26 protein-coding genes and 2 riboswitches are annotated in these 23709 nt (G+C 68.4%); of the genes, 9 read left to right on the forward strand and 17 right to left on the reverse strand.

Annotated elements, in window-relative coordinates:
- Positions 1 to 3 precede the first annotated feature (3 nt).
- Positions 4 to 1500 (forward strand): sulfatase family protein, encoded by a 1497-nt coding sequence (locus PVW49_RS04725; RefSeq protein WP_274590011.1) that lies wholly within the window; start codon positions 4 to 6, stop codon positions 1498 to 1500.
- 17 nt (positions 1501 to 1517) lie between these two features.
- Here PVW49_RS04725 and PVW49_RS04730 read toward each other — a convergent pair whose 3' ends face one another.
- The 12 genes from PVW49_RS04730 to PVW49_RS04785 all read right to left on the reverse strand — a co-directional run bounded on the left by PVW49_RS04730 (position 1518) and on the right by PVW49_RS04785 (position 11994).
- The gene (locus PVW49_RS04730; protein WP_074835158.1) at positions 1518 to 1907 is read right to left on the reverse strand and encodes a carboxymuconolactone decarboxylase family protein; all 390 of its coding nucleotides are present in this window, start codon (positions 1905 to 1907) and stop codon (positions 1518 to 1520) included.
- 94 nt (positions 1908 to 2001) lie between these two features.
- A complete protein-coding gene (locus PVW49_RS04735; protein ID WP_274590012.1) occupies positions 2002 to 3042 on the reverse strand; it encodes a YeiH family protein in 1041 nt (346 codons plus the stop codon).
- Entirely contained in the window at positions 3035 to 4045 is a 1011-nt protein-coding gene (locus PVW49_RS04740) for an Ldh family oxidoreductase (protein WP_274590013.1), read from the reverse strand. Before PVW49_RS04740 ends, PVW49_RS04735 begins: the two co-directional genes overlap by 8 nt.
- Positions 4046 to 4099: 54 nt before the next feature.
- The gene (locus PVW49_RS04745) at positions 4100 to 5281 is read right to left on the reverse strand and encodes a UxaA family hydrolase (RefSeq protein ID WP_074835164.1); all 1182 of its coding nucleotides are present in this window, start codon (positions 5279 to 5281) and stop codon (positions 4100 to 4102) included.
- Between the two features lie 43 nt (positions 5282 to 5324).
- Entirely contained in the window at positions 5325 to 5615 is a 291-nt protein-coding gene (locus tag PVW49_RS04750; RefSeq protein ID WP_274590014.1) for a UxaA family hydrolase, read from the reverse strand.
- Positions 5616 to 5618: 3 nt separating this feature from the next.
- A complete protein-coding gene (locus PVW49_RS04755) occupies positions 5619 to 6608 on the reverse strand; it encodes a zinc-dependent alcohol dehydrogenase (protein ID WP_274590015.1) in 990 nt (329 codons plus the stop codon).
- Positions 6605 to 7363, reverse strand: a complete 759-nt coding sequence (locus PVW49_RS04760) for an SDR family NAD(P)-dependent oxidoreductase (protein WP_274590016.1) — start codon at positions 7361 to 7363, stop codon at positions 6605 to 6607. The genes PVW49_RS04755 and PVW49_RS04760 overlap by 4 nt, the downstream gene beginning before the upstream one ends.
- A 4-nt stretch (positions 7364 to 7367) precedes the next feature.
- Positions 7368 to 8675 carry a histidinol dehydrogenase gene (gene hisD, locus PVW49_RS04765; RefSeq protein ID WP_048530873.1) on the reverse strand — a complete coding sequence of 436 codons (1308 nt, stop codon included), beginning with the start codon at positions 8673 to 8675 and terminating at the stop codon, positions 7368 to 7370.
- An 11-nt stretch (positions 8676 to 8686) separates the two neighbouring features.
- Positions 8687 to 10015: a TRAP transporter large permease gene (locus PVW49_RS04770; RefSeq protein ID WP_048530870.1), complete on the reverse strand. Its 1329-nt coding sequence runs from the start codon at positions 10013 to 10015 to the stop codon at positions 8687 to 8689.
- Between the two features lie 10 nt (positions 10016 to 10025).
- The gene (locus PVW49_RS04775) at positions 10026 to 10541 is read right to left on the reverse strand and encodes a TRAP transporter small permease (protein ID WP_048530869.1); all 516 of its coding nucleotides are present in this window, start codon (positions 10539 to 10541) and stop codon (positions 10026 to 10028) included.
- Positions 10542 to 10643: 102 nt separating this feature from the next.
- Positions 10644 to 11789: a TRAP transporter substrate-binding protein gene (locus tag PVW49_RS04780; RefSeq protein WP_048530867.1), complete on the reverse strand. Its 1146-nt coding sequence runs from the start codon at positions 11787 to 11789 to the stop codon at positions 10644 to 10646.
- Positions 11790 to 11811: 22 nt separating this feature from the next.
- On the reverse strand, positions 11812 to 11994 hold the full coding sequence (locus PVW49_RS04785) for a hypothetical protein (RefSeq protein ID WP_048530865.1): 183 nt from the start codon (positions 11992 to 11994) through the stop codon (positions 11812 to 11814).
- 154 nt (positions 11995 to 12148) lie between these two features.
- On the opposite strand from PVW49_RS04785, the gene PVW49_RS04790 reads away from it, so the two are divergent.
- Positions 12149 to 13210, forward strand: coding sequence for a LacI family DNA-binding transcriptional regulator (locus PVW49_RS04790; RefSeq protein ID WP_074835435.1), 1062 nt, complete (start codon positions 12149 to 12151; stop codon positions 13208 to 13210).
- Between the two features lie 39 nt (positions 13211 to 13249).
- Positions 13250 to 13431, forward strand: a riboswitch (cobalamin riboswitch).
- 46 nt (positions 13432 to 13477) lie between these two features.
- Positions 13478 to 14161, forward strand: a complete 684-nt coding sequence (gene bluB / locus PVW49_RS04795; protein ID WP_048530862.1) for a 5,6-dimethylbenzimidazole synthase — start codon at positions 13478 to 13480, stop codon at positions 14159 to 14161.
- Between the two features lie 5 nt (positions 14162 to 14166).
- On the opposite strand, the gene cobS is transcribed toward bluB, so the two are convergent.
- From cobS to cobU, 3 genes are read right to left on the reverse strand one after another with little or no spacing between them, the layout of a single operon-like run.
- A complete protein-coding gene (gene cobS, locus PVW49_RS04800) occupies positions 14167 to 14913 on the reverse strand; it encodes an adenosylcobinamide-GDP ribazoletransferase (protein ID WP_274590017.1) in 747 nt (248 codons plus the stop codon).
- Positions 14910 to 15926, reverse strand: coding sequence for a nicotinate-nucleotide--dimethylbenzimidazole phosphoribosyltransferase (gene cobT, locus PVW49_RS04805; protein WP_274590018.1), 1017 nt, complete (start codon positions 15924 to 15926; stop codon positions 14910 to 14912). Before cobT ends, cobS begins: the two co-directional genes overlap by 4 nt.
- Positions 15910 to 16446 carry a bifunctional adenosylcobinamide kinase/adenosylcobinamide-phosphate guanylyltransferase gene (gene cobU, locus PVW49_RS04810; protein WP_274590019.1) on the reverse strand — a complete coding sequence of 179 codons (537 nt, stop codon included), beginning with the start codon at positions 16444 to 16446 and terminating at the stop codon, positions 15910 to 15912. The genes cobT and cobU overlap by 17 nt, the downstream gene beginning before the upstream one ends.
- Positions 16447 to 16468: 22 nt before the next feature.
- Between cobU and PVW49_RS04815 the strand changes: the two genes are divergently transcribed.
- Genes PVW49_RS04815 through cobD form a run of 4 tightly spaced genes read left to right on the forward strand, consistent with a single transcriptional unit; the run spans position 16469 to position 19807 of the window.
- On the forward strand, positions 16469 to 17086 hold the full coding sequence (locus PVW49_RS04815) for a histidine phosphatase family protein (protein WP_274590020.1): 618 nt from the start codon (positions 16469 to 16471) through the stop codon (positions 17084 to 17086).
- Entirely contained in the window at positions 17083 to 17868 is a 786-nt protein-coding gene (locus PVW49_RS04820; RefSeq protein ID WP_274590021.1) for a propanediol utilization protein, read from the forward strand. The genes PVW49_RS04815 and PVW49_RS04820 overlap by 4 nt, the downstream gene beginning before the upstream one ends.
- Positions 17865 to 18812 carry an adenosylcobinamide-phosphate synthase CbiB gene (cbiB, locus tag PVW49_RS04825; RefSeq protein ID WP_274590022.1) on the forward strand — a complete coding sequence of 316 codons (948 nt, stop codon included), beginning with the start codon at positions 17865 to 17867 and terminating at the stop codon, positions 18810 to 18812. Before PVW49_RS04820 ends, cbiB begins: the two co-directional genes overlap by 4 nt.
- Positions 18812 to 19807 (forward strand): threonine-phosphate decarboxylase CobD, encoded by a 996-nt coding sequence (gene cobD / locus PVW49_RS04830; RefSeq protein WP_274562898.1) that lies wholly within the window; start codon positions 18812 to 18814, stop codon positions 19805 to 19807. Before cbiB ends, cobD begins: the two co-directional genes overlap by 1 nt.
- Here the strand turns inward: cobD and PVW49_RS04835 are convergent.
- Positions 19804 to 21249, reverse strand: coding sequence for a cobyric acid synthase (locus tag PVW49_RS04835; protein WP_274590023.1), 1446 nt, complete (start codon positions 21247 to 21249; stop codon positions 19804 to 19806). The genes cobD and PVW49_RS04835 overlap by 4 nt on opposite strands.
- Before the next feature lie 16 nt (positions 21250 to 21265).
- The gene (cobO, locus tag PVW49_RS04840; RefSeq protein WP_274590024.1) at positions 21266 to 21877 is read right to left on the reverse strand and encodes a cob(I)yrinic acid a,c-diamide adenosyltransferase; all 612 of its coding nucleotides are present in this window, start codon (positions 21875 to 21877) and stop codon (positions 21266 to 21268) included.
- A gap of 36 nt (positions 21878 to 21913) precedes the next feature.
- Positions 21914 to 22139: riboswitch (cobalamin riboswitch) on the forward strand.
- A 90-nt stretch (positions 22140 to 22229) separates the two neighbouring features.
- Between cobO and PVW49_RS04845 the strand changes: the two genes are divergently transcribed.
- Complete coding sequence (locus PVW49_RS04845) at positions 22230 to 22643, forward strand: DUF1636 family protein (RefSeq protein WP_048530846.1); 414 nt, start codon at positions 22230 to 22232, stop codon at positions 22641 to 22643.
- 3 nt (positions 22644 to 22646) lie between these two features.
- A complete protein-coding gene (cobW, locus tag PVW49_RS04850; protein ID WP_274590025.1) occupies positions 22647 to 23705 on the forward strand; it encodes a cobalamin biosynthesis protein CobW in 1059 nt (352 codons plus the stop codon).
- Positions 23706 to 23709: the final 4 nt, after the last annotated feature.

The raw sequence follows: 23709 nt of genomic DNA on the forward strand, positions 1-23709 counted from the left end.
GCGATGACCAAGCAACCCAATATCCTGATGATCTATGCCGACCAGATGCGCTATGACTGCGCCGGGTTTTCCGGCAACCCCGACGTCAAGACCCCGCATCTCGACCGGCTGGCCAATGAAGGCACCTGCTTCGACGAGGCTTTCACCTCTTACCCGCTCTGCACACCGTTCCGCGCCTCGCTTCTGACCGGGAAATATGCCCACAAGGCGGGGCTCTATTCCAACCACTTCCCGATCGACACCGATCAGCCCTCGCTGGCGCCGATCCTGAACGACGCGGGCTACCGCTCGGGCTACATCGGCAAGTGGCACCTCTACGGCGGACCGAAACCGGGGTTCATCCCGCCCGGACCGGACCGCATGGGGTTCGATCATTTCGTCGGCTACAATCGCGGCCACTACTACATGGATGCGATCTTTTACCGCGACACCGACCAGCCCTATCGCTGCCGCCGCTACGAGCCGGATTTCCAGACGGATCACACCATCGAATTCATGCAGAGCGCCCGCGCCAAGGGCGACCCCTTCCTCGCCTACGTCTGCTTCGGCCCGCCGCATTTCCCGATGGACATGCCCGAGCACTGGCGGCGGATGTACGACCCCGACAAGATCACCCTGCCCAAGGGCACGCCGAACCCCGAGCTGCAAAAGCGCCGGGCCCAGGAACGTACCGCGCGCGACTTCGACGGCGATGACAACTTCGGCGAACGCTCCAAGGCCGACAAGATCGAGGGCCAGGACCCGGAGATCGAAACCGAGGCGCAGATCCGCAAGTTCGTGGCCGAGTATTACGGCATGATCTCCAACGTCGATCACAATGTCGGGCGGCTGCTGAACTGGCTGGATGCCCAGGGCATCGCGGAAGACACCATCGTCGTCTTCTTTTCCGACCACGGCGACATGCTGGGCCAGCACGGTAGCTATTGCGGGATCAAGCGGCAGGCCTATCGCGCCTCGGCGCAGGTGCCTTTGCTGATCCGCTATCCGGGCACGTTCGCCGCCGGCAAGCGGGTGACATCGCTGGTCGATGTGGCGGTGGACACCATGCCCACGCTGCTGGAGGCGTGCGGTGCCGACGTTCCCGACAGTGTACAGGGCACCAGCTATCTCGCGCTGCTGGAGGGGACAGAGGATATTCCCATCCGCGATCACGTGCAGTTCGAATTGATGAAAGCCGATTTCGGCGGCCGCAGCGAACGCCACGTCAAGCCCGAGCGCGGCATTCGCACCCCCGACTGGCTTTATGTGCGCAAGCAGGACCGGCCGCTCTACCTTTTCGATCAGACCGCCGATCGCGACGAGCTGATCAACCTCGTGGATGATCCGGCCTTTGCCGCGGTGCAGGCCGAGCTCGATGCCCGGGTGGTGCGGAACATGGAAGAGACGGGCGACGCCTGGGGCCTCGAGATGGCGTTTCCGCCGCCCGGTTTCATGACCCATGCCGAGGGCGCCGCCTATCTCGAAACCACCGTCAAACCGGCGGCGATCGAGGTGCCCTGACCGGCCGGTTCGGCCGCTCAGAGCATATCGTTCTCGGCCAGGACCTTGCGTGCCACGCGGAAGCATTCCTGCGCCTGCGGGACACCGCAGTAGATGCCAACCACATGGATGATGGCGCGGATCTCTTCCTTGCTGACCCCATTGTTGAGCGCGCCGCGGCAATGGATCTCCCATTCGGTCATCTTGCCCAGCGCGCCGATCATCGACAGGTTCATCATCGACCGGGTCTTGGCGTCGATCACCTCGTCGCCCCAGCCGAACCCCCAGCACCAGGCGGTCATCGCCTCCTGGAACGGCCGGGTAAAGTCATCGGCGGCGGCGAGGTTCTTCTCGACGTAGTCCGCGCCCAGCGTCGCCTCGCGTTGCGCCCGCCCCTTGAGGAAAAGATCTTCGTCGAAACTGCTCATGTCGGCTCCCTTCAGCTTGGCCGTTGGCCGGCCACCGGCCCCTGTCTACACCGCCGGATCGGCCATTGCGACCGTTCCTGCCGGCCGCCGGCGGTCACCCGAGCAGGGTGTGCGGCAGTAAGCGCAGCGCCAGCCCGATCAGCCCGGCCAGGAACGCGGTCTCGGCCACCAGAAGCGCAACCGCCGGCAGACCGACCTTGAGGATGTCCCGGGGCTGGGTCTTAAGGCCGACGGCGGCAATCGCGATCACCAGAAGCCAGCGCGAGGCCTCTGACGCGACCTGAACCAGCAGTTCCGGCACCAGCCCGGCGCTGCGCAGGGCGGCCAGCACCACGAACCCCAGCACAAAGACCGGCACCAGTGGCGGCCGGCGGCCGTCGATCTCGCCGCCATTGGCAAAGCTCCGGATCGCCAGCGCCGCAATCACCACCACCGGCGCCAGCATGACAACCCGCAGGAGCTTGACCAGGGTGGCGACATTGCCGGTCTCTTCCGACACCGAGAAGCCGGCCCCCACCACCTGGGCCACGTCATGCACCGTTGCCCCGATGAAGATGCCGGTGGTGCGATCGTCGAAGCCGATGGCGGCGGCGAGCACCGGATAGACGATCATCGCCAATGTCGAAAGCAGCGTGACCGAGACCACGGTAAAGATCAGCCGCTCCTCCGAGCGCGCGTCGCGCGGCAGGATCGCGGCGATGGCCATGGCGGCCGAGGCGCCGCAGATCGCCACCGCCCCGGCCGACAGAAAGGCAAAGCGAAAGCGGAAGCCGAACAGCCGCGACACCGCAAGGCCGAATCCAATGGTCGCGATGACGGCGCCGACGATCATCAGCACCACCGGCCAGCCCAGGAGCGTCAGCACATCGGCGCTGATCCGCACCCCCAGCAGCGCTACGCCCAGCCGCAGCAATTGACGCGAGCCGAAGTCGATGCCGCGTTTGCTCTGCGCCTCGGTGCCGAGGAAATTGAGCGAAATGCCGAACAGCAGCGCCAGCAGCATCGCGGGCGCGCCGTAGTGCTCGGCGACGAACTGGCTGGCCAGCGCGATGATGCCGGCGATCAGCACGCCGGGAAGCAGGGGCCGCAGGCGGCGTTCGAAGAGCCCGGCCGGGCCGGCTTGGCGATCAGTCATGGGGGTTGGCGAGTGTCCTTGCGAGAGCGAGATAGGAGCGCGGCACATCGATCCCGTGGTCACGGGCGCGGGCCAGCGCGGCGATGCGGCGACTGCCCGGCAGGCGGCTGCCCTCGAGCGCGTCGATTGTGCTCAGGAGCCGGTCCAGCCGGGCGGCAAAGGCGGTGTCGTTGTCGGGCCGGATGGCCAGCAGGAACTGGCCGGCACCGGGCGGCGGCCCCTCGGCGTCAAAGAACGACGAGACTTCGGGGCTCTGGTTGGCGCCGGTCAGCGTGGCGGCGAGAATCTCGACCATCAGCGCCAGCGCGGTGCCCTTGGCCTCGCCGATCGGCAGCATCGATCCGGCAAGCGCGGCTTCGGGATCGGTTATGGGCGCGCCCTCGGCATCGAGCGCCCAGCCCTCGGGGATAGGCCGGCCGGACTTGCGGGCATGCATGACCTTGCCGCGCGCCACCTTGGAAAGCGACAGGTCGATCACCAGCGGCGGGCCATCGCCGCGCGGCGCGGCAAAGGCGATGGGATTGGTGCCGAAAATCGGCGTCCGGGCCCCCCAGGGCGCAATCGCGGGCGGCGCATTGGCCACCATGATGGCGATCAGCCCACGCGCGGCCAGCTTCTCGACCTGCACCGACAGCGCGCCGCAATGGTGTGAATTCATCACCGACATGGTGGCCGTGCCATAAGACCGCGCCACCCGCGCGCCCCAGTCGATCGCCCGGTCGAGCGCCGGATAGGCAAAGCCGAAACCGGCATCGGTGCGCAGGCCGGTCTGGCTGGTCTTGCGCGAGGTGATCTCGGCGGCGGCCCGGATCTTGCCCGAGCGGACCTGGGCGACGTAATCCTCGAGCCGGGAAAAGCCGTGGCCAGACTGGCCTTCGGCCTCGGCCGCGACAAGCGCCCGGGCCACCGAGGCCGCCGTCGCCTCGGGCACGCGCTGCGCGCCCAGCACGCGGGTGATCAGCGCCTCTGCCTCGGCAAGGCTGATGGTTTCGGTCTCAAGCATGTCGGGAGCTTTCGTCGGTGCGGGACGGCGCGAGATGCGCCGCCCCGGGCCAGGTCAGGCGCTGCGATAGAGCTTGGTCATCGAGAACTCGCGATGCCCCAGCGCCTCGGCCGCGGTGTTGCGACCGTTCGCGGTCCGGCAGATCATCTCGATCAGCGCGTCGCCGGCCTCGTCGATGGTTTGTTCGCGGCGCAGGATGCCGGAGACATCGACGTCGACATGCTCGCTCATGGTGCGCACGGTGCGCGGGTTGGCGGTGATCTTGATCACCGGCACGATCGGGTTGCCCACGACGTTGCCCTGCCCGGTCGGGAAGGTGTGGATCACCGCGCCGCCGGCGGCCATCAGCGTCACGCATTCCGCGGCTGCCGAGGAGGAGTCCATGAAATAGAGACCATTGCCCGACTGCGGCGCCTCGGCCGGTTCGAGAATGTCGATGAACTGCGAGGTGCGGCCGATCTTCTCGAGGTTGCCCAGCGCCTTCTCCTCGATGGTGGTCAGGCCGCCTTCGATATTGCCCTTGGTGGGCTGGCTGTCGCTGAGGTCATCGGTCTGATGGGCAAAGATCACGTCGTCCTGGTAGGCCTTCCACATCTTGTGCCAGCGCTCGCCCACCTCTTCGTTGATCGCGCGTTTCTGGCAGATGTGCTCGGCGCCGGTGATCTCGGAGGTTTCGCCGAAGAAGCCGGTGATGCCCTCGGGCAGCAGCTTGTCGTACATGTTGCCGACGGTGGGACAAGACCCCAGACCGGTGGTGGTGTCGCTCTCGCCGCATTTGGTCGAGACCCAGAGCTCGGAAATCGAGCATTCCTCGCGTTGCACCTCGGTCGCCTTGTGAACGAAATCCTTGGCGGCCCAGCTGGCGGCGCGGATCGTCTCGAAATCGCCTTTCTGCTCGATCGAGAATTCGGCCACTTCCTTGCCGGTGGCGCGGATGCCGTCGGCGATGCGCTTGGTCCAGCCGGGCTCGATGCCGATCACCACGACCGAATGCACATTGGGGTTGGCGCCGGTGCCGATCATGGTGCGGAAATGCACCTCGAGATCCTCGCCGAACTGCAACCGGCCATAGGCATGCGGGATCGCCAGCGTGCCCTTGACGTTGTTGGCAACCGCCTCGCAGGCGGCGTTGGAAATGTCGTCGACCGGCAGGATGACGACGTGGTTGCGGACACCGACCCGGCCGTTTTCACGGCGGTAGGCGCGCACTGTCATGTTGGAATATTTAGAGGCCATGGGGCTTTCCTTTATCGCGACCGTTTCGCTGCTGGAGCGGGGCTTACCAGCGCTTGGTTTTGCAGTTGTGGGTGTGGACATGGGCGCCTTTGGGGATGTCGGCGATGATCTTGCCGATGTCCTCGCCGTACTTGATGGCGGTGTCGCTTTCCTTGAGGTCCTTGAGCGCGACCTTGTGGCCGATCGGCACATCGGCGCCGGAGGTCAGTCGGAAGGTCGAATTGTCATGCGTGACGCAGACCAGCATGTCGGTGCCGGCGCTCAGGCCTTCGACCACGACGACACCGACGTTGTCGTCATGTTCGTGGACCAGCAGATGGGGGATTTCAGCCATGGTTCAGACTCCTTGATTGTCAGGTTGAAGGATGATTTTCGGCGCCGCGCTTTGCCCGGACCGAATGTCCCGGAACGCCGCGGCGCCGTCGGAAAGCGGGCGGATCTCGGTCCAGTCGAGCGGGCCGAGACGTCCGTCGAACAGGGCGGCCGCGGTGTCGCGAAAGTCCTGTGCGGTATAAGTATAGGTGCCGATGAAGGTGATCTCTTGCAGGGTCATGCGGCGCAGATCGAGCCCGCCCGCGTCCTCGCCCAGTCCGATGTGCACGATCACCCCGCCGGGCTCGGCCAGCGCCGAGGCCGTGGCGCGGGTGACGGCAAACCCCACCGCATCGACGACGATCGGATGGGCGCCCTCGGCGGCCGGCACCGCCCGAAGCCCGCAGCGCTCGGTCAGATAGGCGCGGCGCGCGTTGTTGGGCTCGACCACGGTGACCTCATCCACCCCCATCGCCCGCAGCGCCAGCGCCGCGGCCAGGCCGATGGCCCCGCCGCCGAGGATCAGCGCCCGCCGCTCGGCCGAAGGATGCAGCGCCGCCAGCCCGAGCCGCACCGCGTGCCAGCTCACCGCCAGCGGCTCGGCCAGCGCGGCCTTGGCCAGCGGCACGCCGTCCGGCACGGCGATCAGGTTGCGTTCGGGCATTCGCAGCAGATCGGCAAAGGCGCCCTCACGCGGCGGCATCGAGATGATCTGCCGTTCGGGGCAAAGGTTCTCGCGGCCGCTGGTGCAGGCCGGGCAGCCGCCGCAGGTGACCAGCGGATTGATCGTGACACGCGCGCCGTCACGCGGGCCGCCAACCACCGTTCCCGCCGCCTCGTGACCGAGGATCAGCGGCGCCGGGCGCCGGTTGTCATGCCCCAGCCAGGCATGCATGTCCGAGCCGCAGATGCCGACGCTCTCGACCCGGATCAGGGCCTCGCCTGCGCCCGGTTCGGGATCGGGGGCGTCGCGGTAGGTCAGGGTTTCGACATCGGTATAGACCAGAGCTTTCATTTCGCGGTGAACCCCCCGTCAAGCATGAGAACCTGCCCGGTCACGTAACGCGACGCATCCGAGCACAAGAACCTGAGCGGCCCGTCGAGGTCTTCGGGTTCGCCATTGCGGCCGATGCAGGTCTGGGCGGCATTGCGGGCGGCCCGGTCAGGATCGTCGAACACGGCCGCAGTCAGCTCGGTGCGGAAAAAGCCCGGCGCGATGGCGTTGGCGGTGATGCCGTCGCCCGACCAGGCCTCGGCCATGGCGCGGGTGAGCTGAGTGACACCGCCCTTGGTGGCGCCATAGGCGATGCCGCCGGGAAAGGCGCGGAAAGATTGCAGCGAGGCAAAATTCACGATCCGCCCCCAGCCCCTGGCGCGCATCCCGGGCACCAGCCGCTGACTGAGAAAGAACGGTGCCGAAAGGTTGACCGCCAGCGTCGCGTCCCACCCCTCGGGGGTGACGTCATCGGCCGCCTGCCGGGTGTTGAGACCGGCGGCATGGACCACGATGTCGGGCGCGCCGAAAGGGGCAGAGATCCGGTCGACCAGCGCCGGCAGGCCGTCGCGATCGGCCACGTCGCCTTCGACGGCGGCGCAGGCCCCGCCGGCCCCGGCCTGCCATTCCGCCAGCGCGCCGGCCCGCCGCGCCACGCCGATGACGCTGGCTCCGGCCCGCGCCAGGACCTCGGCCGCATGGCGGCCAAGCCCCGAGCTGGCGCCGGTGACGCAGGCCACCTTGCCGGCGACCGAGAAAAGGTCATCGCCCCGCATCGGCTCAGCCTTCCGCCGTCAGGTCGAAGGTCTCGTCTGGAAAGTACTTCTTCAGCCGGATGTCGGCGGTGCGGGCGTGGCCTTCCATTCCCTCGAGCCGCGCGATCCGCGCCGTGGCCTCGGCCACCGGGCGGGCGCCCTCCTTGGTGGCCCGCTGCCAGGTCACGATCTTCATGTACTTGTGCACGCTCAGGCCGCCGGTGTAGCTGGCCGCGCCCGAGGTCGGCAGAACGTGGTTGGTGCCCGAGGCCTTGTCGCCAAACGCCACGGTGGTTTCCTCGCCGAGGAAGAGCGAGCCGTAGCAGCTCAGCCGCTCCAGCCACCAGTCGAGATCGGCGGCCTGCACCGTCAGGTGCTCGGGCGCGTAGTCGTCGGAGGTGGCGGCCATTTCCTCACGGTCGGCGCAGACGATCACCTCGGCATAATCACGCCAGGCGGCGGTGGCATTATCGCGGTTCACCTCGGGCAGATCGTCGATCAGCAGCGGCACCAGGCGCATGACCTCTTCGGCCAGCGCGCGGTTGTCCGTGACCAGCCAGACCGGCGAGTTGTAGCCATGTTCGGCCTGGCCCACCAGATCGGCGGCAACCACCATCGGATCGGCGGTCTCGTCGGCCAGCACCAGGCTGTCGGTCGGACCGGCGATCATGTCGATGCCGACCCGGCCGAACAGCATGCGCTTGGCCTCAGCGACGAATTGATTGCCGGGGCCGACCAGGATGTTGGCCTTGGGCAGATCGAAGAGCCCGTAGGTCATCGCCGCCACCCCCTGCACGCCGCCCATGGCGAGGATCTTGTCGGCGCCGCAGACATGCGCGGCATAGATGATCGCCGGTGCGATGCCGATCTCGGGGCGCGGCGGCGAACAGGCGACGATGTTCTTGCAGCCTGCCACCTTGGCGGTGGTCACCGTCATGATCGCGCTGGCGATGTGGCTGTAGCGCCCGCCGGGCACATAACAGCCCGCCGCATTCACCGGGATCGCCTTCTGCCCGGCGACAAAGCCCGGCACCACCTCGACCTCGAAATCCCGGACCGTGCCGAGCTGCGCCTCGGCAAACCGCTTGACGTTGGCGTGGCTGAACTCGATGTCACGCTTGAGCTTGTCCGGCACCTGCGCCGCGGCTGCGGCGATGGCCTCCGGCGAGAGGATGATCTCGCCTTCGTATTTGTCGAACTTCCTGGCGTACGCCAGCGCCGCCTCGTCGCCACCGGCCTCGATCTCGTCGAGGATGCCGCGCACGATCTTCTTGGTGTCGGAGGCGTCGCTCTTGGAGGTCAGAGTGGCTTTTTTCAGGTATTCACGGGTCATGAGCTGGGCTCCTATTTGAAGATGTCAGGCAGAAGGATGGTGGAAATCGTCGGCAGATAGGCGATGAACAGGGTCACGATCAGCATGAAGAGCACGAAGGGGATGGCCCTGTAGGCGATCTTCAGGATCGACTCGCCGGTCAGCCCCGAGACGACAAAGAGGTTGAGCCCCAGAGGCGGCGTGATGAAGCCCACCCCCAGCGCAGTGATCATCATGATGCAGAACTGGATCTCGTTCATCCCGATGTCGTCGGCCAGCGGCTTGAGGATCGGCGCGAGGATGACGATGTTGGGCGTCGTCTCCATCACGCAGCCGGCGGCGATCAGGATGACAACCATCATTCCGATCAGCACCCAGGGTTCGCTGCTGACCGAGGTGGCGGCGGCGACAAAGCCCTGCGGCACCCCGAGGATGGCCAGCGCCTGCGCCAGCGGCAGCGAAAAGGCGATGATCGGCAGGATGATCCCGTTGACCTTGGCCGAGCTGACCAGCATCGAGGGGAAATCGGACAGTCTCAGGGTGCCGAGGATGAAGCCCATGATGATGGTCACCACCACCGCGGTGGCGCCGGCTTCGGTCGGGGTCATCCGCCCCGAGAAGATGCCGAAGAAGATGATGCCGGGCACGATAAAGGCATACCAGCCGGATTTCAGCGCCTTGCCGAGGTTCGTCAGGTATTCGCCCGCCGAGACGTTGCCGCCGCCCTCCCAGCCGTAAAGCCGGTTCATGATGATATTGGTGGCGAGGATCGACAGCAGGATGGCCAGGCCGGGGATCACGGCGGCCAGGAACAGCGTCGAGGCGGAAATCCCCAGCACCAGGCCGATGATGATATAGGCGATCGACGGCGGGATCAGGATGCCGGTGCAGGCCCCGGCGGCGACCAGCGCACAGGCATAGGGCCGCGGATAGCCGCTCTCGACCAGTCGGTTGATCGTCATCCGGCCGACGGCGGCGGCGCCGGCGGCGTCGGAGCCGGAGATCGCCGCGAACATGCCGCAGACCAGCACCGTGGCCGAGCCGAAACCGCCCTTGGCGAACTGTGTCAGCGCCTCGGCCACGTCGAGAAACTTGCGCGAGAGCCCGGTCCGCACCAGCACGTCGCCGGTCAGGATAAAGAGCGGCACGGCGGTCAGCGCGAAATGGTCGATTCCGTGGAACAGGCTCTCGCCCACCAGGCTCAGTGGCAGCGCGCCCGACAAGAGCAGCATCGCGATGGCCGAGGCGCCGATCGCCGCCCAGACCGGTACTGCCAGCGCCACCAGAAGCACGAAGAGGATCACAGGGCCGTAGAAATCCCAGCCGAGTTCGACGGTCTGATCGAGTTGGTTCCAAAGCATGGCCGTCTCCTCAGTCGAAAAGCTTGTCGCCTTCGTACACGGGGCGCCCGTGACGAAGATCGGTGAAGTCCCGGATGAAGGACTGAACGAGGCGCAGGATCACCAGGGCAAAGCCCAAGGGCACCGCTGAGAGGAACCAGACCTGACTGACCCGCAGACCGTGGGTGACCGAGCCGAACTTGGCCGAGACCAGCACCGTCTCGAACGACCAGTAAAAGGCGATCAGCGCCACGCCGAACATCACGGCATCGCCGAACAGGTAGAGCGCCGCCTTCACCCGCGGGCCGACATATTGCATCAGCACGTCGATGCGGATGTGACCGCGCTGGCGCACCGCCGCGGCGGCACCGATCCAGGCCAGGTAGATAAAGGAATAGCGGACGATCTCTTCGCCCCAGATCGAGGAATAGGACAGCACTTCGCGCCGCAGAACCTCGATGAACATGGTCACGACGAGCATCGTGTAGAAAACCAGAAGCAGCCAGCGTTCGGCGTTCTGATCGAGTTTCCGCAAGGCATTCGACATAAAAGTCTCCTGTGGTCGCGCGACGCGTCAGGCGCCGCCGACCGCTCCAGTTTGCAGTCAATCGAAGCGATGGGGCGGCCCGGGCCGCCCCTGTCAGAAGCCTCAGGCGTCGTGCACGTAGTAGCGGCCCATGGTGCCGGCCGCTTCTTCGAGCCGGTTGAAGGTCTCCATCGAACCGGCAAGCTCGACCTTGAAATCGTCCCATTCCGAGCGCTGGTAGCCGCCGGCGTCCTGCCATTCGGCAAGCTGGTCGTCGGTCAGCGTGTGGAACTCGACGCCCGATTTGGTCAGCTCGTACATCGCGTGGGCGCGCGCCGCCGGCACTTTGGCCAGGTTTTGCTGCGCGGTCATTTCGCCGGCGAATTCAATGCCTTCCTGCACGTCGGCGGGCAGCGCGTTGAACCATTCGAGGTTGACCGAATAGACCTGACTGTCAGGCACCGCCTGGGTAAAGGTGACATGGCTCAGGATGTCCTTGAAGCCAAAGACAAACAGCGCGCCGACCGAGGGATCGAGCGCATCGGCCACGCCCTGCTTGATCGCCGAAGGCGTCTCGCCCCAGGCCACCGGCGTCGGATTGGCGCCGACCATGCCGTAATATTGTTGCAGCATCTTCGAGCCCGGCACGCGGAATTTCACGCCTTTCAGATCGGCGGGCGTGATCACCTTGTTGCCGCCCTTGCGCACCGCCACGACCCGGGGATCGATCACCACGTAGAACAGCGGCTTGAAGCCGGCGGCCTCGATGCCGGGATGCACCTCGCCTTTCCAGGCGTCGGAATTGACCAGGTTGGTGAACCGCTGGTTCGAGCCGCAGAAATACGGCATGTTGATCAGATCGACGGCGCTGGCGAAGGGCGCGAAATTCGACAGCGAATGCTGCGCGCACTGGATCGTCCCGGTCTGCACCGCCTGCACCAGCGCGCCGCCGGCGCCAAGCTGGCCGCCGGGGGCAAGCTTGACGTAGACCTTGCCGTTGGTGGCGTTCTGGATGTTTTCCTTCAGGTCGAGCTGCATGATCGGATAGCTGCGCGACGCGCCCAGCACATAGGCGGTGGCCAGCGTCATCACGTGATCGGCGGCGGCCATGCGCTCTTTTTCCTCCCGGGCGGTCTGGGCCGCCGCCTCGCTCGACCAGAGCATGCCACCGGCACCGGCCACCAGCGCCGCGGTAAAGCTGCCGGAGCCGGCAAGTTTCAGAAAATTGCGGCGCCCCATCGCGGCGCGTTCAAGATTGTCACGATCCATGTTTTCCTCCCAAAATGGTTCGTTAGCTGCGGTCGGACTTCTCCGCCGCCTCTCGCCGAAGAATCGCGAGAACAAAGGTCACCGAGGCCGCAAACAGCAGCAGCATCTCCCCCACGTCCCCCAGAAACTGTGCGCCTCCCAAAGCGCCGACGAGCACGTTCGCGACAAAGACTGCAAACAGAGTGATTGCTGAGATCAGAAACACGGGCAGGTCCTTTCCACGACTCGGGCAAGACAAATGTAAGCGCTTACAGTCGCTCAATGCAAGCGCTTACATGACAAGCCGCGTGTTTTCCTGTTATATGCTTGTCAGCGATGGTTTTTTTATAGTGCCGCAAAGGCCGGAATCGGGAAAACTGATGGTTAAAGTGCCGAATCGACGTCAGGACAGCCGCCAGGGGAGCGACACGCCGAAACTCGAGGATGTCGCCGCCCGTGCCGGCGTTTCGACGGCAACGGTCTCGCGCTGCCTGAACAATCCGGCGGTGGTATCGGACGCCACCCGCAAGAAGGTGCTCGATGCGGTGCGCGCCATGGGCTACGCGCCGAATTTCGGGGCCCAGGCCCTGGCCGCCCGGCGCACCAACACCTTTGGCGCCATCGTCCCGACGATGGAAAACGCCATTTTCGCCCGCGGACTTCAGGCCTTTCAGGAGGCATTGCGGCAACAGGGCATCACCCTTCTGGTGGCCTCTTCCTCCTACAGCCCCGAACTCGAGGAACAGCAGATTCACAGCCTTGTCGCGCGCGGCGCCGATGCGCTGCTCCTGATCGGCCATGACCGGCCGCCAAAATGCTACAGCTTCCTGCAAAAGCGCCAGGTGCCCTATGTGATCGCCTGGGTCTACGACGGCGACGAAGGGCGGGTTTCAATCGGCTTCGACAATCGCAAGGCGATGAAATCCCTGGCCGACGCGGTTCTCGACCGGGGCCACCGCAGGCTGGCGCTGATCACCGCCGACCGCCGCAACAACGACCGCGCCCGGCAGCGGTCGCAGGGGCTGGTGGATGCGATGACGGCGCGCGGATTGGACCCGGAGACCCTGGCCGTCGTCGAGACGGCCTATTCCATCGCCAATGGTGCACAGGCGCTGGAGCAGCTCATGCACACCACCCCGCGCCCCACGGCCGTGATGTGCGGCAACGACGTGCTGGCGGCCGGCGCCCTGACCCAGGCCCGCAAGATGGGGCTCGACGTGCCCGGCGATCTGTCGATCACCGGCTTCGACGACATCGAGATCGCCGAGATCGTGACCCCGGCGCTGACCACCGTGCATGTGCCCCATCGCAACATGGGCAAGGGCGCGGCCAGTCTTCTGTTTGCGATGCGCGCCGGCGAAGACCCCGGCCCCAGCGTCGAGCTCGAGGCGACGGTTATCCTGCGCGACTCGCTGGGGCCGGCGCCCGACCGGGCCCCCTGACCTGCCGCACTCTCGGCGCTTGTCTCTGCGACCGGTCGATCTATAGTCGCGCCACCAGGTGCCCCGAGAGGGGAGAATCGGGAAGCCGGTGCAAGACCGGCGCGGGCCCGCCGCTGTGAGGGGGACCTGTCGGACATTTTGCCACCGGGCCCTGCGGCCCGGGAAGGCGTCCGCCGGGGAGGAACCCAAGCCAGAAGACCGGCTTGGTGACACCAGGTTCCGTGGCTGGACACCACGGGCCGCTGTCAGCCATGCGGAGGCCATACCATGCTGCACCCCCCCGCGCCCGCTCCGGCGCGCGTCTTCTCTTCTGCCGAACGCCGTGCGCTCTATGACGTCATCGCCGCGCGCCGCGATGTGCGCGACGAATTCCTGCCCGATCCGATCGCCCCGGACCGGCTGCGGCGGATACTCGAGGCCGGTCATGCCGCGCCGTCGGTCGGGCACATGCAACCCTGGAACTTCATCCTGATCCGCGACCCGGCGCAGAAACACCGCATCGCCAGCGCCTTTGCCGCCGCCAATGACGAGGCGGCGGAAATGTTTCCCGAAGAGCGGCAATCGACCTACCGGTCGCTGAAGCTCGAGGGCATCCGCAAGGCGCCGCTCAACATCGCGGTGACCTGCGACCGCACCCGGGGCGGCAAGGTGGTGCTCGGGCGCACCCACAATCGCGACATGGACCTCTATTCGACGGTCTGCGCGGTGCAGAACATGTGGCTTGCCGCCCGTGCCGAGGGCATCGGCATGGGCTGGGTCAGCATCTTCCGGCCCGACGATCTGCGCGCCATTCTCGGGCTGCCGGATCACGTCGAGATCGTCGCCTACCTCTGCCTCGGCCATGTCTCCGAGCTCTTCGACCGGCCCGAGCTGGCGGCGCGCGGCTGGCGGCAGACCCTGCCGCTCGACAGTCTGATCATGACCGACCGCTGGGAGCCGGCCGGCGCATGAGCGGCTCAGCCCGGCCAGAAGGTGGCCAGAACCGCCCAGCAGAACGCCTCGGCCAGAAGCTGCGTCGCGCCCAGCACGTCGCCGGTGATCCCGCCCAGCTTGCGCCGGGCCAGAACGCCGGTGCCGGCGGCGACCACCGCGCAGGTCGCGGCCAGCGCCACCCCCTGCCAGCCCACCGCCAGACCGGCCAGCAGCACCACGGCGGCGGCGCTCAGCCGCGCCCGGCCGGAGCGCCCGGCCGCCATCCGGCCCATGCCGTCGGAACGCGCGGCGGGCTGGGTCTCCTGCAAGCCGATCATGGCCACCCGGCTGAGCGCGCCGATGACGAGGAACGGCGCCAACCCGGCCGCCGCCCCGAGCGAAGACAGCGCCGCCAGCCAGAGCGCGACGATCAGGATCAGTGCCAGGACACCGTAGCTGCCGACCCGGCTGTCGCGCATGATCTCGAGCGCATGGGCGCCGTCGCGCCCGCCGCCGATGCCGTCGGCGAAATCCGCCAGCCCGTCGAAATGCAGCGCGCCGGTGGCCAGCGCCAGCGCCGCCAGGGCGAGCACCGCCGCCACCGGGGCCGGAGCGCCCGACGCCAATGCGCCGGCATGCACCGCCCAGCCGATCAGCCCCAGCGCCAACCCGACCAGCGGAAAGGCCCAGCGCGCGTCGGCAAGGTTCGGCGCGGCGCCCTCGATCCGGCCGGCCGGCAGGCGCGAGAGCAGCATCAGCGCGACCCGGAACTCGCGCAGAGCAGCGCTCATCCGCCCGCGACCCCGGCCTCGGCAAAGGTCGCCATGCCGTTGTGGCATTCCAGCGCCGCGCGCAGCACGCTCAGCGCCACCGCCGCGCCCGAGCCCTCGCCCAACGCCATGTCGAGCGCCAGGATCGGCGCCTTGCCCATCGCCTCGAGCAGGCGGGCATGGCCCGGCTCGCGGCTGACATGGCCGACCAGACAATGGTCGAGCAGGCGCGGATCGGCGGCAAAGAGCGGCGCCGTGGCGGCGGTACAGATGAAGCCGTCGAGGATCACCGGAATGCGCCGTGCCCGCGCCGCCAGCACCGCGCCGCAGATCGCCGCCTGTTCGCGCCCGCCCAGCGCCGCCAGAAGGCCCAGCCCGCGCGCCGCCGCGTGCCGGGCGCAAGCCGCCGCCACCGCGCGCTCCTTGCGCAGCAATCCGGCCTCGTCCGAGCCGGTGCCGCGCCCGATCCAGTCGCCCGCCGCCCCGCCAAAGGCGGCGCAGGCCAGCGCCGCCGCGACGGTGGAATTGCCGATGCCCATTTCGCCCAGCAGCACGATCTGTGCATCCTCGGCCACCGCCTCCGCACCGCGACGCATTTCGGCCAGGGTCTCGGCCTCGGTCATCGCCGCGGCCTGGGTGATGTCGCCGGTCGGCCGGTCGAGATCGCAGGCAATCACCGAAAGCTCGGCGCCGGCCACCCGGCAGAGCTGGTTGATCGCCGCGCCGCCGGCGGCGAAATTGGCGACCATCTGCGCCGTGACCTCCTGCGGAAAGGGGTTCACCCCCTGGGCGCAGACCCCGTGGTTGCCTGCAAAGACCAGCGCCTGCGCCCGGTCGATCGCCGGCCGCTCGACCCGCTGCCAGCCGGCCATGAAGATCGCCAGCTCCTCGAGCCGGCCCAGCGCGCCCGGCGGCTTGGTCAGGCTCATCTGCCGCGCGGTCGCGGCCTGTGCCGCTGCCGCATCCGCCACCGGCAGCGTCGCGGCCAGACCGGACAGCTCCGCGAAAGACGTGATGTCAGAAAGTATGCTCATTCGGTTTCACCCTCGTTGGATAGCCCGCCACCGCAAGCCAGACCTCGTCGCAGGCCTCGGCCATGGCCTGATTCATCCAGCCGGCGGCATCCCGAAACCGGCGCGCCAGGGCGTTTTCCGGCACGATGCCCATCCCGACCTCATTGGTGACAAAGATCACCGGCGCCTGCTGCCGGGCCGTCTCGGCCACCAGCGCCCGCACTTCGGCGCGCCAGTCGGCCTCGGCCAGCAGCAGGTTCGTCATCCACAGCGTCAGGCAATCCACCAGCCGCGGCGGCCCGCCGGCGCTGTCGCTGTCGCGCAGCGCCGCGCAAAGATCGCGCGGGGCATGCAGGTTGTGCCAGTCTGCGCCGCGCCGGGCCTGGTGCTGGGCGATCCGCTCGGCCATCTCGGTATCGCCGGGCCAGATCTCGGCGGTGGCGATATAGACGGCGCGGCCACAGGGCGCGAGCGCCTTGCGTTCCGCAAGGGTGGATTTGCCAGAGCGCGCGCCGCCGGTGATGAGGATCGACTTGAACATTTCCGCATGGAAAAACACCAAAATGAATGAATGTGAAGAACAAACCCGCCAGGCAGCCGCGAAACCCGGCGTCGCGGCAGAGCTGATCCTGCTGCGCCATGCCCCGGTGGCCACGCCCGGCCGGCTCTGCGGCCGCAGCGATCCTTCGGCGGCTCTGGTGGCGGCAGACATCGCCCGGCTGCGCGCCGCCCTGCCCCTGCCCGGCCGGGTGGTGACCAGCCCCGCCCGACGCTGCCGGCAGACCGCCGCCGCGCTCTGGCCGGCGCAGGCCGCGCAGCCCGACGCGCGGCTCTGGGAGCAGGATTTCGGCGCCCACGAGGGGCTGCCCTACGATGCGCTTCCCGATCTCGGCCCGATGTCCGGCGCCGATCTGGCGCAATACGCCCCGCCCGGAGGCGAGAGTTTCGCCGATCTCTGCGCCCGGGTGGCGCCGGCGCTGGCCGAGCATGGACAGGCCGCCGCGCAGATGCCGGCGCCGCTGGTGCTGGTGGTGCATGCCGGGGTGATCCGCGCGGCGCTGTCGCAGGTGACCGGACTGCTTTCCGCCGGGCTGGCCTTCGAGGTCGCTACCCTCTCCGCCACCCGACTGCGCTGCGGGCCCGAGGGGCCGGTCTCGGTGATCGGCGCGAATCTGGCATGAGCGGATCCGAGGTTTCCGTCGCCGGCCATTTCGGCGAATGGCTTCAGGGCCGCATTGGCCCGGAGGGCCCGGTGGCGCTGGTCACCCTGCCCTGCGCGGCGCTGCGCGTCGACACCCCGGGCCCGACGCCCCCGCCCTTCTCAGGGGCGCAGCTGACGGCCTTCGCCCGGTCGCTGGGCCTCTGCCCGGCCGGCACCGGCAGCCGGCGGCAGATGCCAGTCGGCGGCGGCGCCGGCGCCTCGACCGCGACGCTGGTGGCGCTGGCGCAGGTCTGGGGTTTCCGAGGCCCGCCGGAAGCGCTGGCCGCGGCCTGCATCGCGGTCGAAGGCGCCAGCGATCCGCTGATGTTCCCCCGGCCCGACCGGCTGCTCTGGGCCTCGCGTGCGGGCCGCGTGCTGCGCCCGCTGGCGCCGCCACCGCCCTGCACCATCGTCGGCGGCTTCTTTGGCGCCGCCGAGCGTACCGACCCGGACGACAGCGACTTCGACGATATCACCGACCTGGTGGCCGACTGGGCGGCAGCGACCGAGGCCGGGGATCTGCGCCGCATCGCCGCGCTGGCCACAACTTCGGCGGCGCGATGCACCGCCCGGCGCGGCCCGGCGGCGGATCCGACGGCAGACCTGGCGCGCGCGCAGGGCGCACTGGGCTGGCTGCGGGCGCATACCGGCGCGGCCCGCGGGCTGATCTTTGCCCCCGGCACGGTGCCCGCCGGCGCGGTGCAGGCGCTGGCCGAGGCCGGGTTTCGGCAGAGGATCACCTTTCCGGCGGGGGGCGCATGAGTTTTGCCCTGATGATGCTGGCCGGCATGGCGCTCGATCTGGCCTTTGGCTGGCCCGATCGGCTGTTCGCGGCGATCGGCCATCCGGTCACCTGGCTGGGCCGGGCGATCTCCGCATTGGAGCGGCGGCTGAACAGCGGGCCCCGCCGCCGGAGGCTGATCGCCGGGGCGCTCACGGTCGCGGTGATCCTGACGCTGGCCGCCGCGCCGGCCTGGGCCGTCCAGTCGCTGTTGCCCGATACTCTTGCAGGCAGCCTGCTGGGCGCCATTCTGGCCTGGCCGCTGATCGCCCTGCGCGCGATGCACGATCATGTCGCCGCCGTGGCCCGGCCGCTGGCGCGCGGCAATCTTGCGGCGGCGCGCCAGGCGGTGGCGATGATCGTCGGCCGCGATCCGCGCCACCTCGACCCCGCCGGGGTGGCCCGCGCCGCCACCGAAAGCCTGGCCGAGAACAGCTCTGACGGGATTGTCGCGCCGCTGTTCTGGGGCGCGGTCGCCGGGCTGCCCGGAATTGCCGCCTACAAGGCGATCAACACGCTGGATTCGATGATCGGCCATCGCAACCCGCGCTACGAGGCCTTCGGCAAGGTCGCCGCCCGGATCGACGATCTCGCCAACTTGATCCCGGCGCGGCTGACCGGGGGGGTGTTCGCGCTGGCCTCGGGGCGCCACCTGCGGCACTGCCTGCGGGTGATGCGCCGCGACGCGCCGCGCCACCGGTCGCCCAATGCCGGCTGGCCCGAAGGCGCGATGGCGGCGGCGCTCGGGGTCCGGCTGTCGGGGCCGCGGATCTACGGCGACCGGATCGCCGAGGAACCCTGGCTCAACGCCGGCGCACCCGACCCGGGGCCGGAGGATCTCTGGCGGGCGCTGGCGCTCTACCGGCGCAGCATGGCGCTGCTGGCCCTTGCGCTCTGCGCGGCGATATTGTTGGGGTGGCTGTGATGACCGATGCACCCCCACCCAGAGATCACGGCGGCAATCTCGAGGCCGCGCTGGCCCGCTTTGGCGGCGCCGCCCCGGCTTGGCTCGACCTGTCGACCGGCATCAACCCGGCGCCCTTTCCGGTGCCGGCGATCTCGCCCGAGGCCTGGGCCGCCCTGCCGCGCAAGCGCGCGATGGACGGGCTGATCGCCGCCGCCCGCCAGGCCTATGCCACGCCGGCCCGGATCCTGCCCACCCATGGCGCCCAGGGCGCCATTCAGCTTGTGCCCTGGCTGCGGCCGCCGGGCCGCGCCGCCGTGCTGTCGCCGACCTACAACGAACATGCCGCCGCGCTGCGCAGCGCCGGCTGGCAGGTAACGCCAGTGGCCACGGCCCAGGCGGCCGAGGGCGCCGATCTGGCGGTGGTGGTCAACCCCAACAACCCCGACGGCGGCCGCCTGTCGCCGGAGCGGCTGGAACAGCTGGCGGATACCGTCGGGCTGCTGATCGTCGACGAAAGCTTTGCCGATCCCGAGCCGGCGTTCTCGGTCGCGCCGCGACTTGGCGCGGCGCTGGCCAATGTCGTGGTGCTGCGGTCATTCGGCAAGTTCTACGGGCTGGCCGGCCTGCGGCTGGGCTTTGCCCTGGCGCAGGGGCCTCTGGCCACCCGGCTGGCCGAGCTGGCCGGGCCCTGGCCGGTCTCGGGACCCGCGATCGAGATCGCCAGCGCCGCCCTGACCGACACCGGCTGGCAGCAGGCGACCTGTCACCGGCTGGCGCAGGACGCGGCGCGGCTCGACCGGCTGGCCGCCGCCGCGGGCTGGCCGCTGGTCGGTGGCACGCCGCTGTTTCGCACCTATGCCGCGCCGGATGCGCAGGCGGCGCAGGACCGGCTGGCGGCGCATCACGTCTGGTCGCGGGTGTTTCCCTATTCACAGCAGTGGATCCGCCTCGGGCTGCCACCGGCCGACCGCTGGCCGCAGCTCGAACGGGCCTTCGCCACCGTCACCGCCTAACGCGCCAGCCCCAACAGGCCCGCCACGTCGAGATGCGTCTCGAGATGGTCCGCCAGCGCATCCAGCGTCGCCTCGACACCGTCATCATAGCCGAGATCCGAGGCCCGCGCGCCAAGCTGCGTCAGCCAGGCCCGGCGGAATCCATCATCGGCGAACATGCCGTGCAGATAGCTGCCGCTGACCAGACCATCGGCCGAACAGGCGCCTTCGGGCTGGCCCGCGATCTCGGCAAATGGGCGCCGTCGGTCCGGGCCGTCGGAACGGCCGATGTGGATCTCGTAGCCGCGAAACGCCTGTTTCAACGTGGCATGGCACGCCTGCACCAGCCGCAGGCTCTTGTCGCCGCCCATCACCGTGGTGATGTCCAGAAGCCCCAGCCCCGGGGTCTCGCCCGGCGGCCCTTCGATGCCCTCTGGATCGGCCACAACCTGGCCCAGCATCTGATAGCCGCCGCAGATGCCGAGGATGCGGCCACCGCGCCGGCGATGCGCCGCTAAGTCGATATCCCAGCCCTGCCGGCGCAGGAAATCGAGATCGGCACGGGTCGATTTCGACCCCGGCAGGATGACCAGGTCCGCATCGCCCGGAATGGCCCGGCCCGGCGGCAGCATGGTGACCCGCGCCCCCGGTTCCTGCACCAGCGGATCGAGATCGTCGAAATTGGCGATCCGCGAGAACTGGAGACAGACCACATGCAGCCCGTCGCGGCCGCGCGGCGGCGCAATGTCGAGCGCATCCTCGGCCGGCAGCCGCCAGGCCTCGGGAAACCAGGGCGCGACGCCAAAGCCGCGCCAGCCGGTCTGCGCCTCGATCATCCGGTACCCGTCATCGAACAGTGTCGGATCGCCGCGGAACTTGTTGATCAGAAACCCGGCGATGCGGGCGCGGTCACCCTCGGGCAGCACCGCTTGGGTGCCGACGATCTGCGCGATCACCCCGCCCCGGTCGATGTCGCCACAGAGCACCACCGGCACCTCCGCCGCCTCGGCAAAGCCCATGTTGGCGATGTCGCCGCGCCGCAGGTTGACCTCGGCCGGGCTGCCCGCGCCCTCGACGATCACCAGATCATGCGCCGCCTTCAGGCGTTCGAAACTCTCGAGCACCGCCGCCATCAGCCGTGGTTTCATCTGGCCGTAGTCGCGCGCCCGCGCGGTGGTCAGACGCTTGCCCTGCACCACTACCTGGGCGCCGATATCGGTCTCGGGCTTGAGCAGCACCGGGTTCATGTCGACATGTGGCGCCAGGCCGCAGGCCAGCGCCTGAAGCGCCTGCGCCCGGCCGATCTCGCCGCCCTCGGGGGTCACGGCGGCATTGTTCGACATGTTCTGCGACTTGAACGGCGCCACGCTCAGCCCGCGCCGACGGGCGGCGCGGCAGAGCCCGGCCACCAGCATCGACTTGCCGACATTGGAGCCGGTGCCCTGGATCATCAGCGCCGGCATGCGACGGCTCCCCGGCTCAGAATTCCACGCCCTTCTGGGCCTTGATGCCATCGCGGAACGGATGTTTGACAAGCGTCATCTCGGTCACCAGATCCGCCGCCACGATCAGCTCGGGCTTGGCATTGCGCCCGGTCAGGCAGACATGGGTCATCTCCGGCTTGCGGGTTTGCAGGAACGCGACCACGTCGTCGATGTCGAGATAATCGTTGCGCAGCGCGATGTTGATCTCGTCGAGCAGCACGAACCGGATCTCGGGGTCGAGGATCTGGCTCTTGGCGATCTCCCAGCCGGCCTGCGCCGCGGCGATGTCGCGGGCGCGGTCCTGGGTTTCCCAGGTAAAGCCTTCTCCGGAAACGAAGAACCGGCATTCCTCGGCAAAGCGGTTGCGGATCATTTCGGCCTCGCCGGTGATCCAATTGCCCTTGATGAACTGCACCACCGCGCAGGGCATGCCATGGGCGATACAGCGCAGGATCATCCCGAACCCCGAGGACGACTTGCCCTTGCCGGTGCCGGTATGCACGAGGATCAGGCCCTTCTCGTCGGTCTTGGTCGCCATCATGCGATCGCGCGCGGCCTTGATCTTCTTCATCTTCTCGGCGTGGCGCGCGTTTTTCTCTTCGATCATCCCCATCTCCGGACTTGACTCGTATACGGAATTCGTCCCATGTGCCCTGACGCTGGTGCCTGTGTAAACAGGTGAAAAGGGAATGTGTAACCCTGGTGCCCCGTGACGGGACGCCCGGGCCAAACGCAGCCGCCCCCGCGACCGTGAACGGAAAAGGGCGCTCGAAGCCACTGGCCTGACAGGCCGGGAAGGCAGAGCGACCGCCGGGCCCCGGGCCCAGAATTCCGTGAGCCGGGAGACCTGCCAGCCCGACTGATGAGACCGGACGGGGTGTGCCGGTGTCGGAGTGTGTCCGTTGCCGGCCACCATTCCGCCGATACCCCTGTCTGCCAAGCCGATGGGGCACGCGAGAATGAAAGACTCTGCGCACGAGCAGGACACCACCGCCACCACAACCGAGCTGCTGGTCTGCGTGACCTGCCGCCGCAAGGGCGCCGCGCCCGAGGATGACCGCCGCCCCGGCCAGGTGCTCTTTGACCGGATCACCGCCACCGGTGCGCCCGAAGGGCTGCGGGTGACACCGGTGGAATGCCTGCAAAACTGTTCCAACGCCTGCACCGTCGCCCTGCGCGGCGGCGCCGGGAAATGGACCTATGTCTTTTCCAACGTCGACGAGACTGACGGCGCCGAAATGCTGCTGGCCGGGGCGGCACAGTATCACGCGGCCGCCGACGGGGTGATCCCCTGGCGCGAACGGCCCGAGCATTTCAAGCGCAACTGCCTGACCCGCATTCCCCCGATCATTGCCACACCCAAGGACGCCTGACCCATGAGCGATCTCGCCAAACTCCCCGTCACCATCGTCACCGGCTTTCTCGGCGCCGGCAAGACGACGCTGATCACCCATCTGATGAAGAACCCCGGCGGCCGTCGGCTGGCGGTGGTGGTCAACGAATTCGGCGATGTCGGCGTCGATGGCGAGATCCTGCGGGACTGCGCCATTCCCGACTGCCCGGCCGAGAACATCGTCGAACTGGCCAATGGCTGCATCTGCTGCACCGTGGCGGATGATTTCATCCCCACCATCGAGGCGCTGATGGCGCTCGACCCGCGCCCCGATCACATCCTGATCGAGACCTCGGGGCTCGCCCTGCCCAAGCCGCTGCTCAAGGCCTTCGAATGGCCGGCGATCCGCGCCCGCGTCACGGTCGACGGGGTGATCGCCCTGGCCGATGCCGAGGCGGTGGCGGCGGGCCGCTTTGCCCCCGACGTCGCGGCGGTGGATGCGCAGCGGCTGGCCGACGACAGCCTCGACCACGAAACGCCGCTGTCGGAGGTCTTCGAAGACCAGATCGCCTGCGCCGACATCGTGCTGCTGACCAAGCCCGACCTTGCCGGGCCGGAGGGCGTCGCCCGGGCCAGGGATCTGATCGCCGCCGAGGCGCCGCGGGTGCTGCCGGTGGTCGAGGTCGCCGAAGGCGCGGTCGATCCCCGCATCATCCTCGGCCTCGGCGCCGCCGCCGAGAGCGATCTCGACGCACGGCCCAGCCACCACGACACCCCGCATGACCACGATCACGAGGATTTCGAAAGCATCGTCGTCGACCTCCCCGAGCTGGCCGATGCCGCCGATCTGGTTGCCGCGATCGAGCGCCTGGCCAAGAGCCACAACATCCTGCGGGTCAAGGGCCATGCCTCGGTTGCCGGCAAGCCGATGCGCCTACTGGTGCAGGCGGTGGGCGCGCGGGTGCGCCACCAGTTCGACCGGCTCTGGGCCCCCGACGAGGCCCGCCGGGGCCGGCTGGTGGTGATCGCCGAACATGACGACCTGCGCCCGGAGGAAATCCGCGCCGCGCTGACCGACCTCGCGCCGCAGCCCGCGGAGTAACCCG

This window comes from Marinovum sp. PR37 (assembly GCF_028807375.1).
Taxonomy (GTDB): domain Bacteria; phylum Pseudomonadota; class Alphaproteobacteria; order Rhodobacterales; family Rhodobacteraceae; genus Marinovum; species Marinovum algicola.

What these genes read in the sequence shown, in the direction of transcription:
- cobT (WP_274590018.1), bottom strand. Translation starts at nt 15,926, where the DNA reads ATGAGCATACTTTCTGACATCACGTCTTTCGCGGAGCTGTCCGGTCTG.
- PVW49_RS04735 (WP_274590012.1), bottom strand. Translation starts at nt 3,042, where the DNA reads ATGACTGATCGCCAAGCCGGCCCGGCCGGGCTCTTCGAACGCCGCCTG.
- PVW49_RS04755 (WP_274590015.1), bottom strand. Translation starts at nt 6,608, where the DNA reads ATGAAAGCTCTGGTCTATACCGATGTCGAAACCCTGACCTACCGCGAC.
- PVW49_RS04835 (WP_274590023.1), bottom strand. Translation starts at nt 21,249, where the DNA reads ATGCCGGCGCTGATGATCCAGGGCACCGGCTCCAATGTCGGCAAGTCG.
- bluB (WP_048530862.1), top strand. Translation starts at nt 13,478, where the DNA reads ATGCTGCACCCCCCCGCGCCCGCTCCGGCGCGCGTCTTCTCTTCTGCC.
- cobD (WP_274562898.1), top strand. Translation starts at nt 18,812, where the DNA reads ATGACCGATGCACCCCCACCCAGAGATCACGGCGGCAATCTCGAGGCC.
- PVW49_RS04725 (WP_274590011.1), top strand. Translation starts at nt 4, where the DNA reads ATGACCAAGCAACCCAATATCCTGATGATCTATGCCGACCAGATGCGC.
- PVW49_RS04815 (WP_274590020.1), top strand. Translation starts at nt 16,469, where the DNA reads ATGAATGAATGTGAAGAACAAACCCGCCAGGCAGCCGCGAAACCCGGC.
- PVW49_RS04750 (WP_274590014.1), bottom strand. Translation starts at nt 5,615, where the DNA reads ATGGCTGAAATCCCCCATCTGCTGGTCCACGAACATGACGACAACGTC.
- PVW49_RS04740 (WP_274590013.1), bottom strand. Translation starts at nt 4,045, where the DNA reads ATGCTTGAGACCGAAACCATCAGCCTTGCCGAGGCAGAGGCGCTGATC.
- hisD (WP_048530873.1), bottom strand. Translation starts at nt 8,675, where the DNA reads ATGACCCGTGAATACCTGAAAAAAGCCACTCTGACCTCCAAGAGCGAC.
- PVW49_RS04760 (WP_274590016.1), bottom strand. Translation starts at nt 7,363, where the DNA reads ATGCGGGGCGATGACCTTTTCTCGGTCGCCGGCAAGGTGGCCTGCGTC.
- PVW49_RS04845 (WP_048530846.1), top strand. Translation starts at nt 22,230, where the DNA reads ATGAAAGACTCTGCGCACGAGCAGGACACCACCGCCACCACAACCGAG.
- cobU (WP_274590019.1), bottom strand. Translation starts at nt 16,446, where the DNA reads ATGTTCAAGTCGATCCTCATCACCGGCGGCGCGCGCTCTGGCAAATCC.
- PVW49_RS04730 (WP_074835158.1), bottom strand. Translation starts at nt 1,907, where the DNA reads ATGAGCAGTTTCGACGAAGATCTTTTCCTCAAGGGGCGGGCGCAACGC.
- cobS (WP_274590017.1), bottom strand. Translation starts at nt 14,913, where the DNA reads ATGAGCGCTGCTCTGCGCGAGTTCCGGGTCGCGCTGATGCTGCTCTCG.
- PVW49_RS04790 (WP_074835435.1), top strand. Translation starts at nt 12,149, where the DNA reads ATGGTTAAAGTGCCGAATCGACGTCAGGACAGCCGCCAGGGGAGCGAC.
- PVW49_RS04745 (WP_074835164.1), bottom strand. Translation starts at nt 5,281, where the DNA reads ATGGCCTCTAAATATTCCAACATGACAGTGCGCGCCTACCGCCGTGAA.
- PVW49_RS04820 (WP_274590021.1), top strand. Translation starts at nt 17,083, where the DNA reads ATGAGCGGATCCGAGGTTTCCGTCGCCGGCCATTTCGGCGAATGGCTT.
- cobW (WP_274590025.1), top strand. Translation starts at nt 22,647, where the DNA reads ATGAGCGATCTCGCCAAACTCCCCGTCACCATCGTCACCGGCTTTCTC.
- PVW49_RS04770 (WP_048530870.1), bottom strand. Translation starts at nt 10,015, where the DNA reads ATGCTTTGGAACCAACTCGATCAGACCGTCGAACTCGGCTGGGATTTC.
- PVW49_RS04780 (WP_048530867.1), bottom strand. Translation starts at nt 11,789, where the DNA reads ATGGATCGTGACAATCTTGAACGCGCCGCGATGGGGCGCCGCAATTTT.
- cobO (WP_274590024.1), bottom strand. Translation starts at nt 21,877, where the DNA reads ATGATCGAAGAGAAAAACGCGCGCCACGCCGAGAAGATGAAGAAGATC.
- PVW49_RS04775 (WP_048530869.1), bottom strand. Translation starts at nt 10,541, where the DNA reads ATGTCGAATGCCTTGCGGAAACTCGATCAGAACGCCGAACGCTGGCTG.
- cbiB (WP_274590022.1), top strand. Translation starts at nt 17,865, where the DNA reads ATGAGTTTTGCCCTGATGATGCTGGCCGGCATGGCGCTCGATCTGGCC.